Source organism: Streptomyces sp. NPDC085931 (assembly GCF_044540565.1).
Classification (GTDB): Bacteria; Actinomycetota; Actinomycetes; order Streptomycetales; family Streptomycetaceae; genus Streptomyces.
The window spans coordinates 71,594-89,047 of sequence record NZ_JBITSK010000003.1 but is presented as its reverse complement, the minus strand read 5'-3'; the positions used below and the strand labels follow the sequence as shown (position 1 = coordinate 89,047).

The window sequence follows — 17,454 nt, the reverse complement described above, 5'->3', positions numbered from 1 at the left end:
GCCTGGAAGAGGCACCACGATGCCCGTGCCCACGGAAGAACTGAAACTCCAGATCGTCAACGCCGCCACAGGGCAAGCCCTCGGCGCCAAGGCCGTACCGGGCGCGGACGGAGCACTCGTCGTCCGCGACTTCCCCGACGGCGGCCCGAGCCCGGAGCAGTGGCAGCTCAGCCCCGTACAGGCCGCGCAAGGACAAGACGACCAGAGCTACGTGATCCGCAACGCCGCCGGCGGCAAGGTGCTCGACGATCCCGCCGCCGCGGACCGCGGAGTCCGCCAATGGGATGCCGCAGCCGGCAGGAAGGGCCAGCAGTGGCACCTCGTGCCCGTCGAGGGCGAAGCGGGCCTCTACTTCATCGAAGGCGCCACCGACGGCAAGGTCCTCGACCTCGACGACCCCGGTACCGAGCACACACGGGTCGTCCTGCGCGAACGAGACGACAGCGCCGCCGGCCAGCGATGGCGGTTCGTGACGGCCGAACCCGAGCGCACCAGCGACCCCGTGCTGCGCTACGCGCCCCTGAGCCACTGGAACGGCCGCCGGTCCTGGCGCCTTGCCCGCTCGACCGCGCTGCGGCCGGCACCCGGCGCGTCACCCTCCTTCAGCGACGTGCTGCTCGTCCTCCGGCGCTTCGGAAGCGACCAGGACGCCGGCGGGTGGCAGCGTGCCGGAGATCCTCGCTGCCCCAGCGGACAACCGGGCTGGTGGGCCGGGCTCGGTGAGCGGGTCCTCGCCGACACCACGGGCGCGGGCCTGGCGGACATCGTCGGACTCAAGCCCGGAAAAGGGACGGTGGCGTCGGCCGGCCAGGGCGACGGGACCTTCGCCGACGACGAGCGCGTCCTGCACCCGCCCACCCCCTCCCCGAGCCCGAAGGACCTGTGGACCCTCGCGGACACGACGGGCGACGGCAGGCCCGACGGCGTCGTGCTCGCCGCCGACGGCGTCCGGCTGTTCCTCCAGGACGAGAAGGGGAGGTTCGCGCCCGCCGCTGGCGGCCAACCGGTCCTCAAGGCGTTCGGACACGGTCCGCAGGCCGGGGCCTGGCAGGCCGACAAGCACCCCCGTCTCCTCGCCGACACCACCGGCAGCGGCAGGCTCGACATCGCCGGCTTCCACGACGACGGCTTCCGGGTGTCGCTCCAGGACGCCGACGGCACCTTCGCGCCCCTCGCCGGCGAACCGGCCCTCAAGGCGTTCGGCCACGACGAGAAGGCCGGCGGCTGGCGGGCCGACAAGCACCCCCGCTTCCTGGCCGACACCACCGGCGACGGCAGGCTCGACATCGTCGGCTTCCACGACGACGGCGTCTGGATCGCCCTGCAGGAGGAGGACGGTACCTTCGCCGAACCGCTGTACGTCCTCGACGACTTCGGAACCGACCAGGAGTGGACCTCGGTCGAGGAGTGCCCCCGGTTCCTGATCGCGACCACCGGCGGTGAAGGAGTGGACATCGTCGGGTTCGGCCCGCAGGGCGTCGTCGTCGCACGGGGGCGCGGCGACGGCACGTTCGGGCCCTCCCGGCTCGTCCTCAACGACTTCGGGTCCGCCCAGGGCTGGACGGGGAAGAAGCACCCGCGCTTCCTCGCCGCCGTCACCGGTGACGGCACTCCGGACATCGTCGGCTTCGGCGACGAAGGCGTCTGGGTGTCGCACAACCGCGGCGACGGCCACTTCGAGCGGGCCCAACTGGTGTGCCGCGGCTTCGGGTACAACGACGACGCGGGCGCCTGGCGGGTCGAGCACCACCCCCGCTTCGTCACCGACATCACCGGTGACGGCCGCGTCGACATCGTCGGCTTCGGCGGCCCGGGCGTATACGTGGCCCGCAACCTCCACCGCCGCTTCCGCACCCGGTAAACCCCGAGAGGGACCTGCACCGCAAGCCCTGTCAGGCATCGACGGACGGGTGTCGCGCCCGGTGACCGCGGGGGAGAGCGTCGAACGACGCTCTCCCCCGCGCCGCTTACGGCGAAGCGGACTGGGCGCCGGACGATCAGGACCGGCCGGCTCAGTAGCCGTAGATCATCTTGTAGGCGACCTCGGGGAGGAACTGTCCGGCCGTGGAACCCTGCCCCACCCCGCAGTTGCCGTCCGACTCACCGGGCACCTTGATCCACAGGAGCATCTCGGCGCCTCCGCCGAGCCGGGTGGGTGTGCCGATGCGGCGGCCCGCGGGGTTGCACCACTGGCCGTCGGAGCCGTTGCCGTTGCGGCTGGTGTCGACGACGAACGGCTTGGTGTAGCCGTAGCGGGAGCTCAGTTCGCGGTTGACGGCGTTGCCGTAGGCGGTGTTCTCGGCGGTGGGGATGTAGTTGGAGATGTTGAGCGAGAAGCCGTGCGCCTGCCGGAGTCCGGCCTCGTGCAGGCGCCGGGCCATGGTGGCCGCGTCGGCCCAGCGCGGGTTGCCGGCGTCCATGTAGACCCAGGTGTTGGGGGCCTGGCGGCTGAACTGGGCGAGGGCACCGCTGAGCATGCCCTCGCGTTCGTCGATCTGTGCCTGGGTCATGCAGCCGTAGTCCCCGAGGGAGTCCGGTTCGAGGAGGACGAGGGCCGGGCGGTTGCCGATCCCGCCGGCGAACTGCGCGATCCAGTCGGCGTAGGCGGCCGGTGAGGCGGCCCCGCCCGCGGAGTGCCCGCCGCAGTAGTCGCGGTGGTAGATGTTGTAGGCGACCAGGAGCGGCAGTTTGTCGACGCGGTCCGCCGCGCCCACGTAGGCCCCCGTGGCGGTGCCGATGGTGCCGCTCCAGGAGCCGAACCAGCGGGCCGTCGGCGTGTTGGCGATGGAGGCGTTGATGGCGGCGGCGCGGCCGTCACCGGGGTTGGCCGCCACCCACCGCTTCGCGCTGGAGTCGGGGTCCACGTAGAACCCGTTGGTGAGGGTGGTGGGGTCGGCCGCGTGGGCGGAGGGCGCGGTGGCGAGGGCCAGTGGCACGGCGGAGACGGCAGCGGCCAGGGCGAGCAGTGTGCGGCGCAAGGCGGAACCTCGATTCGGGGTGGGGGTGGGGGCGATGAGCGGTGGTGCGCTCCACGCGTCGCTCAGGGCGTGGACAGGTCGAACCGCGTGACGCGGACCGCGCCGCCGAGCGCCTGGGTGGCGTGGTTGAAGAGGGCGAAGCGGTAGCCCATGAAGAAGCGCCAGTCGTTGCCCAGGGAGAAGACCGGGCCGAGACGGGTGAAGGTCGTGCCGTCGGTGCTGTAGGAGAAGGTGCCGGGGCGGGCCGAGCCTGGGCGGATGTCCGCGGCGGCGCGCAGCCAGATCCGGTTGCCGCCGGGCAGGGGCGCGCTCGCGCGTTCGGTGCCGGTGCCCGTGGTGTTCCAGTTGCCGTCCATGGTCAGCCCGTCCACCATCACCACGCGCGTCGTGCCGCCGTCACGTTTCAGCCCGATCCACGCGGAGGAGTCACGCAGCAGCGCGAGTCCGGCCCGGTCGCCGTCCCGCATGCCGGAGTGGTCGAGCTGGACCGTGGCGGTGGACGTCGGGCCCTGGATGCGGTGCGTGAGGGTGTTGCGGGCGCCGTAGAGGTCGTGGGTGACGGTGGCGGTCCGCAGCGTCAGGCCGTTGCCGGCCGACCACTTGGTGTTGTCCGGGTTGTGGTTCCACTCCCACCTCGTACCGAGCGCGGTGCGGTCGAAGGTGTCGACGCCGGTGAGGGGAGCGACCTGACGGGGTGGGGCGGGCACGGCCGGGTTCGGGTACGACGTGCCCCAGGCGCCGTCGACCAGTTGGACGACGGGCCAGCCGTCCGTCGTCCAGGTGACCGGCGCCAGGGCGGGCATCCGGCCGCCGGGGTAGGCGTCGACGAAGGCCAGGTAGTACCAGGCGCCGCTCTGCGTCCGCACCAGCCCGCCCTGGTGCGGCACACCACCGCCGGGAATCGGTCCGCGCAGGTCGAGCAGGACCTGCCGCACCGTGTACGGACCGAAGGGGCCGCTCGACGACTTGAGGATGTACTGACCGTTGGCGGGGCGGGTGAGGAAGATGTAGTACTGCCCGTTGATCTTGTAGAAGCGGGCACCCTCGAGCGTGCCGATGCTCGACGGTGTCGAGAACACCTGCTGCGATCTGACCTGGCTGCGGCCGTCGGGCGAGAGCTGGGCGACGTGGATGGTGGTGTTGCCGTAGGCCACGTACAGGGTGTCGTCGCTGTCGACGAGCAGTCCGGCGTCGTAGTAGGGCGTGCCGATGGTCGTGAGCCGGCTCCACGGGCCCTCGGCGGCGGTGGCCGTGTAGACGTAGGTGCGGGCGAAGTCGATCTGGCCGAGCCAGTAGAAGGTGCGGTTGCTCGGGCGGTAGGCGAGCGTCGAGGCCCAGATGCCGCGGACGTAGCCGCGTGCGCCGTTCAGGTCGTACTTGGCTCCGAAGTCCAGGACGGGCACCGAGTGTCCCGCGATCTCCCAGTTGACGAGGTCGTACGACCGCAGCACGGGTGCGCCCGGTGAGTAGTGCATGGTCGAGGCGGAGGCGTAGAACGTGTCGCCGACGCGGATGACGTCGAGGTCCGCGAAGTCCTGCCAGATCACGGGGTTGGTGTAGGAGGCGGCGGCCGCCGCATCGAGGGCGTGGGAGGCTGCCGGGGCGGCGGAGGCCCGGGTGGTTGCGGTCGGCGGCAGCAGTGCTCCGGTGACCAGGCCGGTGGCGGCCGTCAGCGCGTGTCGGCGAGTCACAGGATGACGAGGGCATGACATGTCTGTCTCCTCGGGCTGGGGTGCCGCTGTCCGGGGCATGGTGGAGCATGTTCGATATATAGAACGCCGATCGACTTATCGAGCACCCTGGATGATAGGAGGCCGGTCGGCGGCGTCAAGCGTTCTCGCAATATTCGGCACATACATCGAAACATTTCGAGCGGGCCGCGGGCACAGCCGCCCGCGGCCCACCCAGGCCGCTGTCTCCAGGTGACGGGTTACGGGTCGGGTGTCACGGGAGCGTGGTCCACTTCTGGTTGTTCTGGCCGTTGCAGGTCCACAGGATGACCGGGGTCCCGTTGGCGGAGCCGGCCTCCTTGGCGTCGAGGCACAGCCCGGCGCGGACGTTGCGAATCGACCCGTCGGAGCCGACCGTCCACTTCTGGTTGTCCTGGCCGTTGCAAGGCCAGATGACGACCGGCGTGCCGTTGGTGGTGCCACGGCCGGAGGCGTCCAGGCACTTGTCGCCGTAGACGCGGATCTCGCCTCCGGCCCAGCTGGTCCAGAGCTGGTTGGCGGCGGTGTGGCAGTCCCACAGCAGCGTCTTCGACCCGGCCGCGGTGGCGGCGCCGTCCACGTCCAGGCAGCGGCCGGACCCGCCGCCGCGCAGGCGCCCGGTGGTGGAGGCCAGTGGGCTGCCACCGGTCATCCTGTACACGGCGACACCGTGTGCCGGGACGCTCGCGGAGATCTGCCCGGAGGTGCTGGACGTGCCGCCGGTCCACAGGTCGGTGAGGGTGAACGACCCTCCGGCCAGGCCGACTTGGGCGGCGTCGGTCGTGATGGTCGTGGTGCTGCTGCCTCGGTTGAACAGGCCCACGGCGACCGAGCCGTCGGACAGGCGCTTGGCGAACACCTCCGTGTCGCCGTCGTCGCGCACCCGGCGACCGCCCGCGCCCAGCGAGTCCTGGTTCACCGCGAGCAGGCGCGGGTTGCGCAGGATCGCGCTCACGTCAGCGGACATGGTGCGGATGTCGTTGCCCGCGATGAGAGGGGCGCTCATCAGCGCCCACAGCGCGAAGTGGGAACGGGACTCGGTCAGTGACAGACCGGGGCGGCCGACCACGAGCATGTCCGGGTCGTTCCAGTGCCCCGGCCCCGACTGGGCCGCCAGCGGCGCGGTGACGTCCAGGACGTTGCCGACGCCCATGGGGTAGCTGTTGGTGTTGCCGTTCTGCCAGATGTCGAGCAGGTCCTCGGTCGTCCGCCACAGGTCGGCCACTTGGCCCCAGTTGTACTTGTCGCCGGTGGGGGAGTGGAAGCTGTTGGGGTTGATGCTGTAGACGATCGGACGGCCGGTGGCGCGCAGGGCGTCACGCATGAGGGTGAACTGCGCGACCTGCTCGCTGAGGGTGCCGCTGCCGGAGCACCAGTCGTACTTGAGGTAGTCCACGCCCCAGGAGGCGAACGTGGCGGCGTCCTGGGCCTCGTGACCCTTGCTGCCGGTCGAGCCGGGGTAGGTGCCCACGCCCTGGGCGCAGGTCTTCTCGTTGGGCGCCTGGTAGATACCGAACTTCAGGCCCTTGCTGTGGATGTAGTCCCCGAGCGCCTTCATGCCGCTGGGGAACTTGGTCGGGTTGGACCGCAGGTTGCCCGCCGCGTCGCGCTGGGGGTCGAACCAGCAGTCATCGACGACGACGTACTGGTAACCCGCGGCCTTCATGCCGGAGGAGACCATCGCGTCGGCGGCCTGGCGGACCTGGGCCTCGGTGATCCCGCACCCGAAGCTGTTCCAGCTGTTCCAGCCGAGCGGCGGGGTGAGCGCGGGGCTGCCCGGCGCGGCCTGGGCGGTCGTGCCGACGGAGGCCGTGACGCAGGCACTGAGCGTCAGCGCGGTGGCCGTGAGGAGCCGCAGCAGTCGTCTGTGCAAGGAAACCATGGGGTTCCTTCCTGGCCCGCGAAGCGGTCACCGCTTCGCGGGCCTGATCGACAGGTATCGACAGGTCAGGAGTGTGCGGTCATGTGCGCGCCGGTCAGCGTCGCAGGGTGAGGAGGCCCGGCCGGTACGGCAGTTTCACGTAGTCGATGCCGTCCGACGCGGGGCTCCTGCCCTGGTAGAGGAACTGCAGGTTGCAGGGGTCGACGGTCATGGTCTGGTCGGGGGTGGTGCGGACCAGGTCGCCGTGACTGATGTCGTCGGTCCAGGTGGCGCCACTGTTGGCCTTGCCGGCGAAGGGGCTGCTCTCGCTGCCGGCCTGCGGGGTCCACGGACCGTTCAGACTGGAGGCGGTGAAGGAGCGGAAGTAGCGGCCGTTCGCCCCCATCGCCTCGACGATCATGAGGTACTGGTTCTGGCCCTTGATCTTGTACACCTCCGGCGCCTCGAACAGCTTCTCCTTCGTGTCGCTCATCACCGTGGTGTACGACGAGCCGAAGCTGCCCGGGAAGGCGCCGATCGGCATGGTCGACTTGTAGATCTTGCCGTTGTCATCGGCGAAGAACATGTACATGTTCTGATCGTCGGCGATCACGGTCGGGTCGATCGGGCCGCCTTCGGGGAGGCTGCCGGTGAACAGCGGCTGCGGGGCGGACCAGCCGTTGGGGTCGGTGGGGTCGCTGGACGTGCGATAGGTGAACGGCCAGGCGGTACCCCAGCCGTTGGAGGTCAGCACCCAGATGTTCCTGGGCGCGAAGTAGAACAGCTTGGGCGCCACTGCCAGGCCCGGGTTCATCGCGGTCTGGCCGGCCGTCGCCATGTCCGACCAGTTGGTGAAGGGACGGAACGCCATCGTGCCCCACGACGAACCGTCCGAGGTGGTCGCGTAGACCAGCTGCTTGCCGTGGTACGGCACGGTGGTGAAGTCCTTCAGTGCGACCCAGCCGTTCGACGGTTGCGCCAACGGGCCGGTCGACGACCACCGGTACGCCGACGGAAGAGCACATGTGCCGCCCGGTGGCGCGGACAGCCCCGTCCACTTCTGGTTGGTGCCGCCGGTGCAGTTCCAGAGCTGCACCGGCGTGCCGTTGCCGGTGGCACCGCCGCTGACGTCCAGGCAGAGCCCGGACTCCACCGCGACGATCGTGCCGTCGGAGTTGACCCGCCACTGCTGGTTCGCGCCGCCGTGGCAGGCCCAGATCTGCACCCGCGTACCGGCCGTGGTGGCGTGGCCGGGCACGTCCAGGCACTTGTCGCCGTACACGCGCAGCCGGTTGTCGTCCGTCAGCGTCCACTGCTGGTTGGTCCCGCCCGTGCAGTCCCAGATCTGCAGCTTCGTGCCGTCCGTCCGGCCGGCGTTCGGCACGTCGAGACATCGGCCGGAACCGGCGCCGCGCAACGCGCCGCTGCCGGCCGCCTGAGCCGGACCGGCGGCGAGTGCCGTCGCCGAAGCGACCAGGGCCGCGAGCGCGACAGCCAGATGTCTGCGGCCGAAACCACGTGTGCGCATGGGGGGTCTCATTCCTTGAGTGAGCGGTTGCCGCGCTGCACCCCGGATGTTCGATATAGCGAACATTGGTCGAAGTGTCGCGCAAGCGGGAGCGGGGACAGCGATCACAATGCGTTTAGAGGGGGTCAGTCTTGAGCCGGGAACCGGCCGGCCGCGGTGGAAGTGCCCCCGCTGGCAGGCCACTTGCCGCCGCGCACCTCGCGGCTCGGCGTCGAGCGGACAGGCGGGGCGCCGACGGTGGCCCCGGCCATGTGCATGCGGCGCCGTCTGCTCACGGAGGAAGACATCTCACACCTTTCGACGGGGAAGGTGGCTGCCCGGTCTTCGGTGCGGGCACGTGCTCGTCCCTTGCTGCCTCCGTTCGATCGACCCTCTCGAGCGACGCATGGGATGGATTAACGGGTACGAACGTTGCTCCTGTCTAGTCTCGCGACGGGGAAGACTTGACTACCCGCGGGTTTCGTCCGACTTGAGCCCTGACACTGCGTCAAACATGGCTGTGCCATGCGGAGATGACCGGCGATGGTGTCGGAGAACGAATGTTGGCCGGAAACCGGCACCATCCCCTGTCTCGCACGGACCGTACGCCCCTGCAACTCGGCCCCACCGCGCGCGGACTTCTGCGGTCCGCGCGATGACGAGATCCGGCCGGATGCACACGAGTCGGTCCGCAACCGGGCGCCGGAATATCGAGTGGCGCCGCGCTTCCGCGGCGTGGGAGGCTCGGAGCACACCGAAGGGGTGTAGCTCAGCTGGTCAGAGCGCCGGTCTCCAAAACCGGATGCCGCAGGTTCGACTCCTGTCACCCCTGCTCGACGACCGACCCGCCGCCCGCCCGAGATGGCCGAGCGCTCCCCCCCCGGGGGCTACCGGAGGCTCCGTTCGGCGGGCCGGTTCCGCGCCGAGGGGATGCGCCTACTCCGCCGCCGTCGCAGCCGGCCGGTCCTGCCCGGCTGCCCACTCGGTGACGAGGGCGCGGAAGGCCTCCGGGTCGCCGATGACCTCTTCCACGCGGTCCCGCTGCTGGTACAGCCTGTAGTAGCGGGCACCGATGGCATCAGGGTCGGCCACTTCGTCGCCGGGGATGACGCCGGAGGCGATCGTCACCGTGGCCGCGTGGATGCCCTGGGGGCCGAGTTCGGCGTGCAGGGCGTGCGCCCAGTTGCGCAGGCCCGCCATGGCCAGGCCCACGTTGGCCAGGAACGGCGCGGCGATCGTGGAGGACACGCCGGTGGTCAGCAGCAGTGTCCCCACGCCACGGGCACGCATCTGCGGCAGTACCTGTCCGACGGCCGTCACCGCGCCCAGCACATGCAACTCGAACTGCGCGCCGGCGGATTCCACCGTGGTCTGCGCGGCGGCGGTGATCGGTCCGGTCGGGCTGGGACTGTACTCCAGGACATCGACCGGTCCCAGCTTCGCCGCAGCACTGCTGAGGGCGCCGGCCAGCGCGTCACGGTCCCGGATGTCGGCGGGGAACGCCGCTGCTGTGACGCCGAGTTCGGTCAACTCTCCCACCAGAGCGTCCAGGGTGTCCTTGCTCCTGGCGATCAGCCCGACCTGGAAGCCGTGGCGGCCGAAAGCCCGGGCCACGCCCATCCCCAGTCCTGGTCCGGCACCGACAATGACGAGCGTCTTCGCCACCACAACATCCCTTCCCGCCACAGCGGTTGGGCTGGGTGCAGCCGCGACCGGCCCGCCAGGCAGTTACTCTTTGTCAGTAGCAGCATGATTTGTCACCGCCCGGCCGGTGGCAAGACGGCACATTCATGTCGGTGACGCACACGGAGGTAACCCATGACGCCCCCCGGGAGCACCTCGTCGGCCGGGCAACACCGCGCTGCCACACCCCAGGGGCAAGAAGACGCAGACGGTCGCGAGCCGGACGACGAGGTATGCCGACAGGTACTGCGGATCCTCGCCCTCATCGGCGACAAGTGGAGCATCCTGGTCATCGGACAACTACGCGACCGCACCCTGCGCTTCAGCGAACTGCACCGCGCGGTCACAGGGATCTCACAGCGCATGCTCACCCTGACCCTGCGGCAACTCGAGCGCGATGGTCTCCTCACCCGGACGGTGCACCCCAGCGTGCCCCCGCGCGTCGACTACGCGCTCACCCCACTCGGCGCAACGCTGCTGGACTCCGTCGCCGCCCTCGCCGACTGGGCCACCACACACCGACGAGAGATCAACGACAACCGCCGCCGCTACGACGCCTCCCGCTCACCACGAACACAGCCGTGACCCCACCCGCCTCATTCCGCAGGGCGGGCATGGATGGCCTCGCTGATGGTCCGCACCGCCTGGTCGACACTGCGCACCGTGGACTCGGGGGAGAGCTGTTCGGATCGGTGGATGAATGCTGTGGAGCCGCGCCGGCTGCCGCAGTAGTCGACGATGCCGTGCTCGATCTGCGTGCGCAGGGCCTTCTCGTATCCGTGGCGCTCGTACGCACCGGAGTCGTCGCCTGCGATGGGGAGGAGATGGGTGGTGAGGTTCTGCAGTTTCGGCCGCAGGCCCGTAGCGGGGGAGTGCTCGAAGGCCCAGCCGTTGACGAAGACGCGGTCGATCCATCCCTTCAGCAGTGCGGGCATCGACCACCAGTACACGGGGAAGACCAGCACGAGATCGGTGGCACGCTCAAGACGACGGTGCTCAGCCGTCACGTCGGCCGGATACGTGCCGCCCTCCTGGTACGCCCGGCGATCCGCCGCTGTGAACCGGGGGTCGAACCCCTCCTCGGACAGGTCGGCGATCTCGACCGGGACCGGTTGCAGCGCCGCCTCGAGTCGTCCCAGCACGTAGTGCGTCAGGGACCGGGGGTCCGGGTTGGCGGCGACCAGCAGGGCGTGCATCGATGGCTCCAGTTGTGTGGTTGACAGGTGGTGAGGAAGTGCGGGGCGGTCCGCGGCGTTCCGCCTCGCGGGGTCCGGTACTCCAGGCGAAGGACCCGCGGGACTCAGCGCCGCCAGGCTTCCGCTGCCGCCGCTCGCAGGACGAAGTCCTCGAAGGTCCGCGGCGCGCGTCCCAGCACGGTGGCGACGTCGTCCGACATCCAGGCAGTAACCCCGCGCTCCAGCAGCACGAACATCTCGGCAAGGTGCTGGGCCTCCTCCTCGCGCCAGCCCTCCCGCACCAACATCGCCGTGTACTCGGCCGGGGAAACGCGCCGGTAGACGATGGGCCGCCCGGACGCCCGGGAGATCAGCTCGACCGCCTCCGCCCAGGTCAGCCCGCGCGGCCCGGTCAGCTCATAGACTCGACCGGCGTGCCGGCCGGACTCGGACAGGACCGCGGCCGCCACGTCGGCGACGTCCTCGACGTCGATGAACGGCTCGGGGACCGCGCCCGCCGGCAGCGCCAGCTCGCCGGCGGCCAGCGGGGCGCGGAAGGGGTGCCCGTCGAAGTTCTGGGCGAAGTTCGAGGCACGCAGGACGGTCCATTCCAGCGCCGAGCCACGTACGGCCTCCTCGGCCGAGCGCATGTCCAGTCCGAACGGGGAGTCGCCCCAATCGTCGGCGCCGTGGCCGGAGAGCAGGACCAGGCGCCGTACGCCGGCCGCTTCGGCCCGCACCACGAAGTCGTGCACCGGACCGGGCACGGGCGGGGGTACCACGTAGGCGACGGTGACGCCGCGCAGGACCTGGTCCCAGCCGGTCGGGTGGAACCAGTCGAAGGGGACCTGACTGGACCGGGAGGCGGCGCGCACGGGTGTGCCGCGAAGCCGCAGCCGGGCGGCCACCCGCCGGCCGGTGTTGCCCGTCGCGCCGAGAACGAGAGTGATGCCGTTGCTCATGCCAGCGAGTCAACGGCACCCACCCGGACGATTCCATGGGTGATGAGCCAGAACACCTAAGTGATCGTCTGAATCGCTTAGCCTTGGCGGGTGGATGCTTTCGGTGACCTCCTGCGCGGAGTGCGGGCCCAGGGCTCGTTGTTCGGCAGCTCGACCCTGACTCCGCCCTGGTCGCTGCACTTCGTGGACGGTGCGCCGCTGACCTTGTGCACCGTCCTCTCCGGAGGCGGCTGGATCGTGCCGGAGCGCCGCCCGCCCGAGCGTCTGGGCGTCGGCGAGACACTGATCGTGCGGGGCCCCGAGCCCTTCCTCTTCGTCGACGAGGTGGGCACCCGGGCCGAACCCGTCGCCTGCGGCGCGTTCTGCTCGACGCCCGAGCAGGGCGGGACCCGCTACCGGCTCGGCTGGCACGACGCCGGTACCGGCGGGGAGGACACCACGACCCTGGTCGTCGGTGCCTATCCGGTGCGCGGCGAGATCAGCCGCAGGCTGCTGGACGCGCTGCCCGCCGTGCTGCGCGTGGGGTCCGGCGACGGGCCCGACCCCGTGTGGGACCATCTCGCCGCCGAGGTCGCCGCCGACACGCCGGGTCAGCAGGTCGTCCTGGACCGGCTGCTGGACTGGATGCTGGTGTGCGCCCTGCGCGAGTACTTCGACCGGCCCGGCGGCACTCCGCCGGGCTGGTACTCCGCCGGGCGCGACCCGGTGGTGGGCGGCGCGCTGCGCCTGCTGCACGGGGAACCGTCGGCGCCGTGGACGGTTGCCTCGCTGGCCGACCGGACGGGAGTGTCGCGGGCCACGCTGGCGAAGCGGTTCACCGACCTGGTCGGCGAGCCGCCGCTGACCTACCTCACCCGCTGGCGCATGACGCTCGCGGCGGACCTGCTGACCGAGCGCGAGACGATGACCGTCGCCCAGGTCGCCCGCGCCGTGGGCTACTCCGACGCGTTCGCGTTCAGCGCGGCGTTCAAACGGGTCCGCGGCATCAGTCCCAGCGCATACCGGCGCACCGCGACGGCCCCACCCCAGCCGCGCTCCGCGCAGCAGGCCGAGGTCGCCTCCCATGGGCTTGGGCGGTCTGCCCAGCCGTAGTGCCCCGGTCGAGCGGCCTGCCGGTCCTTGCTCCGAACCGGAGCCGATGCCGGGCGGGCTGTCCGGCATCGTGCGGGGCCGAGCGGGTGACGTCCTGCCCTGCGCCGAGGTGGAGCCCGTCGACGCGTTTCAGCCGTGCGACGCGGACGCCGGTGCCACCGGGTCGAGTCGGTAGGCATTCCCGTGAGCGATGACGCGACCCGCGGTCGGTGGCGGGAAGTGGGTGCCCAGGACGAGGGTGTCGGTGCCGGCGACGGAGTCGAGCAGCCTGCGGCGGGTGGTCTCGGCGAGACCCGGGTCGATGTCGACGCAGCTGCCGATGCCGGGGTGGGCGAACTGCACGGGGTGGTGCACGCAGTCGCCGGTGATCAGCGCCCGCTCGCCGCCGTCCGTCAGCTCGACGGTGACGTGGCCGGGGGTGTGACCGGGGGTGGGTAGCAGCCGTACCCCGGGGGCCACTTCGGTGCCTTCCCCGGGGACGTCGACCAGGTCGAGCAGCCCGGCGTCCTCGACCGGCAGGACGGAGTCCCGGAACATCTGCCGGCGTGATTCGTCCATGGCGTACCCGGCCCAGAACTCCCGCTCGGTGCGGGAGGTGAGGTAACGGGCGTGGGGGAACGTCGGCACCCAAGTGCCGTCCTGTTCCCGTGTGTTCCAGCCGACGTGGTCGGTGTGCAGGTGGGTGAGGATCACCAGGTCGACGCTGTCGGGGGCGAACCCGGCGGCGGTCAGGCGGTCGAGGTAGCCGGTGCGCAGGTCGTTCCAGGCGGGGTTGGCGCGCGGCTTGCCGTTGCCGATGCCGGTGTCGACCAGGACGCGGAGGCCGCCCGCTCGCACCGCGAAGCTGTGGCTGTTGAGACGGATGCCGTGCTCGGCGTCCACGAAGTCGGGACGGAGCCAGCTCTGGCGGGCGACGACGTCCGGGGTGGCGTCGGGCAGCAGCCAGGGGCCGGTGGCGGGCGGAAGCTCGGTCTCGTCGATGCGGTGGACGGTGATGCGGCCGACCCTCCAAGCGGCGTCGAGGCGGGGCTGCGGGGCCGTGGCCGGGGGGTTCTTCATGCGCGGATGTCTTCCTGTGTGCGAAGCGGACGACCGGGCCGGGCGCACCCGGCGACGGTGAGGGTCAGGCGGACCAGCAGGGCGGCGGCCAGGACCGGGACGTGCGGCGCAGGACACGCCTTCCCCTTCTCGACGTCCGTGCGGGGCGCGAGTGCACGAACGATTAAAGCTATGCGTTTGATTTAAGGCACGGTAGGCCCTATCGTCCGTTAACGCAAATGATTGGCTTTAGGAGGCCATGTGTCCGCACCGGACCTCACCCCCCAGGAAGCGGCCCGCTGGGCAGAGCGCTGCGGGCAGCCGTTGCCCGCCGATCGGCACGCTCAGGTGGCTGCCACCGCGCAGTACATCCACTCGGTGGTGGCCCTCCTGCGCGAACTCGACTTCGGCGACGTCCCGCCCGCCGCCGCGTACCGCGTCCACGACCGCGAGGAGGAGCAGTTCGATGCAGCCGTTTGAGTTGTCACTCTCCTCGGCCGCAGAGGAGATCCGTCGCCGGCGGCTGTCGCCCGTGGAACTGGTCGACTCGGTACTGGAGCGCGTGGAGCGGGTGGAACCGCGGCTGGGGGCCTACGTCACCGTGACGGCCCACCGGGCCCGCCAGGCGGCCCGCGCCGCCGAGCGAGCCGTGAGCGAGGGCCGGGCGCTCGGTCCGCTGCACGGTGTGCCGATGGGACTGAAGGACCTCATCGACGTCGCCGACGCCCCCACCACCGCCAGTTCCCGCGTCCGGGCCGGCCATCGTGCCCACCGCGACAGCACGGTCGCGGCCCGGCTCGCGGCGGCCGGGGCGGTCCTGATCGGCAAGACGCACACCCACGAGTTCGCGTACGGCCTGACCACCCCGCAGACCCGCAACGCCTGGAACCCGGACCGCGTCGCCGGTGGTTCCAGCGGCGGATCCGCCGTGGCCGTCGCGGCCGGGGCGGCGACCTTCGCCCTGGGCACCGACACCGGCGGCTCCATCCGGGTGCCCTCCGCGCTCAACGGGGTCGTCGGGCTGAAACCGACCTACGGCCTGGTTCCCCGGCACGGGGTGACCTCACTGGCCTGGTCGCTGGACCACGTCGGCCCGATCACGCGCACGGTGGAGGACGCCGGGCTGGTCCTCGCCGCCCTCGTCGGCCACGACCCGCGCGACCCGGCCGGCCTGGACGGCGCCGCCCCCCTCGACCACCGGCCCGCAGGCGGAACCGACCTGGCGGGCCTGCGGGTGGGCGTCCCCGTCAACTACTACTTCGAGCACGTCGACCCGGAGGTGGAGTCGGCGGTACGGCGGGCCATCGAACAGCTGCGGGAGCTGGGTGCGCGACCGGTCGACGTCGAGATCCCCCTGACGCGGTACATCCAGGCCACCCAGTGGGGCCTGATGGTTCCCGAGGCCACCGCCTACCACGAGCGCACCCTGCGCGCGGCCCCCGACCTGTACGGAGCGGACGTGCGCATCCTGCTGGAGGCCGGTGCACTGATGTCCGCCGGGGACTATCTGCGCGCCCAGCGGGCCCGCACCCTGATGCGCCGGGAATGGGCGCGCATGATGACGGACATCGACGTGATCGCCGCGCCCACCGTCCCGCTGACCGCCGTACCGGCCGGCCAGGAAACGGTCACCTGGCCGGACGGTACCGTCGAAAGCGTCTCCGACGCCTACGTACGCCTGTCCGCTCCCGCCAACATCACCGGCGTTCCCTCGCTGTCGCTCCCGGTCGGCCGGGACCGGGCAGGGCTGCCGATCGGCATGCAGCTCCTCGGACGGCCGCTCGCCGAACAGGTCCTGCTGCGTGCGGGACACGCCTACGAAATGGCCTGCCCCGCTGCGGAGTTGGCGCCGGTCGCCTGACGCGCGGGTGCCGCCCCTCCGTCGGGGGAGGGGCGGCACCCGGCGCTCGGCTCAGCGTCCGTCGTCCGGCCACACGCCGGAGCGGAGCAGCTCCGCCAGTGCCCGCGCGCAGCCGTCGAGCATGCGCTCGCCCTTGGCCGCGGTCGCGCCCCGCGCGTCACCCGCCGTGCCGTTCGGCGCGAGGGCGTCGAACGGCACGGACCGGTACACCGGGGAGGCGTCTTCCGACTGAAGCCAGATCGCCGGTCCGACCGCCTGCGGCAGTTCCTCCTCGCGGACCAGGGAGGGGAAGGCGGCCAGCGCCATCGACGTCTCCCCCTCGCAGGCGTGCATGAGGGACTCCTGCGTCTCGAGAACGCCGGCGATCACCTCCCGGCCGGCGGTGAAGTAGCTGGTCACGGCCAGGGGAGCGGACAGCTCTGCGGTCAGTTCGTTGACGAGGGCGTTGAGGGCCGTGACATTGCCGCCGTGCCCGTTGACGAGCAGCACGCGGCGGAACCCGGCCCGCAGGATGGACCGGCACACGTCCCGCAACAGCGCGTGCAGCGTGGACAGGGACAGGGTCAGGGTGCCGCCGAACGGCATGTGGTGTTCGGCCAAGCCGCACCACACGGACGGCGCCACCACGACCGGCGTGGGTGCGGCCAGGGCGGCGGCTCGGCGGCAGACCTCGGCAGCGAGGAAGTCGTCCACGCCGGTCGGCAGGTGCGCGCCGTGCTGCTCGGTCGAGCCGACCGGCAGCAGCACGACCGCGTCCTGGGCGGCCAGATGCCGCAGTGCGGGCGCGGTGAGATGGTTCCAGCGGTGTTCACCGCTTTCGGGGGTGTTCGGCACGACGATGAGCCTTTCTCGGGGGCCTGGAGGAGGATCCTGTACACGCTAAAGCTAATATTTAGCCTTAGTGAGGCTACGGCGGATCCCGGCTAGACGCAACGGCTTTGCCTTAAGGTGGCTGTATGAGTCGAAAGCCGATGCTGCGCCCCGGCGGGCGCAGCGCCCGGGTCCAGCAGGCGGTGCACGGCGCCGTGCGCGAACTCACCGCCGAACTGGGCCGGGACGCCCTCACCGTGCCGCTGGTCGCCGCTCGCGCGGGCGTCACCCCCTCGACCGTCTACCGCCGCTGGGGCGACCTCCGGGAGCTGCTTTCGGACGTGGCGGTGGAACGCCTGCGGCCGGAGGCGCCTCCGACGGACCACGGGGACCTCTCCGCGGACCTGACCGCGTGGGCCGAGGAGTTCCTGGAGGAGATGTCCTCACCTCCGGGCCGCGTCTACATCCGCGACGCCCTGCTCGGCGACCCTGACGGCACCAATGCGGGCCAGTGTTCGGCCTACGCCGCCGAGCAGATCGACGTCGTCCTCACCCGGGCACGGGCCCGGGGGGAGACGACACCCGACGTCGAGACGGTGATCGACAAGGTCGTCGCCCCGATGATGTACCGCATCCTCTTCCGCCCGGAAGGGCTGGAAACCCCCTACGCCCGTCAGTTGGTGAGCGGTCTGCTCGAAACGCGTGAGCGGTCTGCTCGTAACGCGTGAGGGCGAGGCATCCACCGGCTCCACCGCCTGAAGCGGCGCCGCCGACCGGG

At 71.1% G+C, this 17,454-nt stretch carries 15 protein-coding genes and 1 tRNA gene; 7 read left to right on the top strand and 9 right to left on the bottom strand.

From position 1 onward, the window contains the following. Positions 1-19 precede the first annotated feature (19 nt). Positions 20-1,861 (top strand): FG-GAP-like repeat-containing protein, encoded by a 1,842-nt coding sequence (locus ACIGAN_RS06615; RefSeq protein ID WP_399855506.1) that lies wholly within the window; start codon positions 20-22, stop codon positions 1,859-1,861. Positions 1,862-2,012: 151 nt separating this feature from the next. On the opposite strand, the gene ACIGAN_RS06610 is transcribed toward ACIGAN_RS06615, so the two are convergent. From ACIGAN_RS06610 to ACIGAN_RS06595, 4 genes are all read right to left on the bottom strand, one after another. Then, positions 2,013-2,978 carry a glycoside hydrolase family 6 protein gene (locus ACIGAN_RS06610; RefSeq protein WP_399855503.1) on the bottom strand — a complete coding sequence of 322 codons (966 nt, stop codon included), beginning with the start codon at positions 2,976-2,978 and terminating at the stop codon, positions 2,013-2,015. Between the two features lie 62 nt (positions 2,979-3,040). Beyond that, positions 3,041-4,690 (bottom strand): glycoside hydrolase 43 family protein, encoded by a 1,650-nt coding sequence (locus ACIGAN_RS06605; RefSeq protein ID WP_399855501.1) that lies wholly within the window; start codon positions 4,688-4,690, stop codon positions 3,041-3,043. A 232-nt stretch (positions 4,691-4,922) separates the two neighbouring features. Then, positions 4,923-6,569, bottom strand: coding sequence for a glycoside hydrolase family 27 protein (locus tag ACIGAN_RS06600; protein WP_399855498.1), 1,647 nt, complete (start codon positions 6,567-6,569; stop codon positions 4,923-4,925). 94 nt (positions 6,570-6,663) lie between these two features. Then, positions 6,664-8,076, bottom strand: a complete 1,413-nt coding sequence (locus ACIGAN_RS06595) for a non-reducing end alpha-L-arabinofuranosidase family hydrolase (protein ID WP_399855496.1) — start codon at positions 8,074-8,076, stop codon at positions 6,664-6,666. A gap of 737 nt (positions 8,077-8,813) precedes the next feature. Here ACIGAN_RS06595 and ACIGAN_RS06590 point away from each other — a divergent pair. Beyond that, positions 8,814-8,887 (top strand) — tRNA-Trp (locus tag ACIGAN_RS06590). A gap of 104 nt (positions 8,888-8,991) precedes the next feature. Here the strand turns inward: ACIGAN_RS06590 and ACIGAN_RS06585 are convergent. Beyond that, a complete protein-coding gene (locus tag ACIGAN_RS06585; protein ID WP_365095217.1) occupies positions 8,992-9,720 on the bottom strand; it encodes an SDR family NAD(P)-dependent oxidoreductase in 729 nt (242 codons plus the stop codon). Positions 9,721-9,873: 153 nt separating this feature from the next. Between ACIGAN_RS06585 and ACIGAN_RS06580 the strand changes: the two genes are divergently transcribed. Further along, the gene (locus ACIGAN_RS06580; protein ID WP_399855493.1) at positions 9,874-10,323 is read left to right on the top strand and encodes a winged helix-turn-helix transcriptional regulator; all 450 of its coding nucleotides are present in this window, start codon (positions 9,874-9,876) and stop codon (positions 10,321-10,323) included. Between the two features lie 11 nt (positions 10,324-10,334). Here ACIGAN_RS06580 and ACIGAN_RS06575 read toward each other — a convergent pair whose 3' ends face one another. Together ACIGAN_RS06575 and ACIGAN_RS06570 are read right to left on the bottom strand one after the other, a co-directional pair. Further along, positions 10,335-10,934, bottom strand: a complete 600-nt coding sequence (locus ACIGAN_RS06575) for an NAD(P)H-dependent oxidoreductase (RefSeq protein ID WP_399855491.1) — start codon at positions 10,932-10,934, stop codon at positions 10,335-10,337. Between the two features lie 104 nt (positions 10,935-11,038). Beyond that, positions 11,039-11,875, bottom strand: a complete 837-nt coding sequence (locus tag ACIGAN_RS06570; RefSeq protein ID WP_399855488.1) for an NAD(P)H-binding protein — start codon at positions 11,873-11,875, stop codon at positions 11,039-11,041. A 90-nt stretch (positions 11,876-11,965) separates the two neighbouring features. Here ACIGAN_RS06570 and ACIGAN_RS06565 point away from each other — a divergent pair, with 90 nt between their 5' ends. Next, positions 11,966-12,967, top strand: a complete 1,002-nt coding sequence (locus ACIGAN_RS06565) for an AraC family transcriptional regulator (RefSeq protein ID WP_399855486.1) — start codon at positions 11,966-11,968, stop codon at positions 12,965-12,967. Positions 12,968-13,096: 129 nt separating this feature from the next. On the opposite strand, the gene ACIGAN_RS06560 is transcribed toward ACIGAN_RS06565, so the two are convergent. Continuing rightward, the gene (locus tag ACIGAN_RS06560; protein WP_399855484.1) at positions 13,097-14,026 is read right to left on the bottom strand and encodes an MBL fold metallo-hydrolase; all 930 of its coding nucleotides are present in this window, start codon (positions 14,024-14,026) and stop codon (positions 13,097-13,099) included. 240 nt (positions 14,027-14,266) lie between these two features. Between ACIGAN_RS06560 and ACIGAN_RS06555 the strand changes: the two genes are divergently transcribed. Together ACIGAN_RS06555 and ACIGAN_RS06550 are read left to right on the top strand one after the other, a co-directional pair. Further along, complete coding sequence (locus ACIGAN_RS06555; RefSeq protein ID WP_365742709.1) at positions 14,267-14,485, top strand: hypothetical protein; 219 nt, start codon at positions 14,267-14,269, stop codon at positions 14,483-14,485. Further along, positions 14,472-15,866 (top strand): amidase, encoded by a 1,395-nt coding sequence (locus ACIGAN_RS06550; RefSeq protein WP_399855481.1) that lies wholly within the window; start codon positions 14,472-14,474, stop codon positions 15,864-15,866. Before ACIGAN_RS06555 ends, ACIGAN_RS06550 begins: the two co-directional genes overlap by 14 nt. A gap of 51 nt (positions 15,867-15,917) precedes the next feature. Here the strand turns inward: ACIGAN_RS06550 and ACIGAN_RS06545 are convergent, their stop codons facing one another. Continuing rightward, the gene (locus ACIGAN_RS06545; RefSeq protein WP_399855478.1) at positions 15,918-16,700 is read right to left on the bottom strand and encodes a creatininase family protein; all 783 of its coding nucleotides are present in this window, start codon (positions 16,698-16,700) and stop codon (positions 15,918-15,920) included. Between the two features lie 122 nt (positions 16,701-16,822). On the opposite strand from ACIGAN_RS06545, the gene ACIGAN_RS06540 reads away from it, so the two are divergent. Further along, complete coding sequence (locus ACIGAN_RS06540; protein ID WP_399855475.1) at positions 16,823-17,404, top strand: TetR/AcrR family transcriptional regulator; 582 nt, start codon at positions 16,823-16,825, stop codon at positions 17,402-17,404. Positions 17,405-17,454 lie beyond the last annotated feature (50 nt).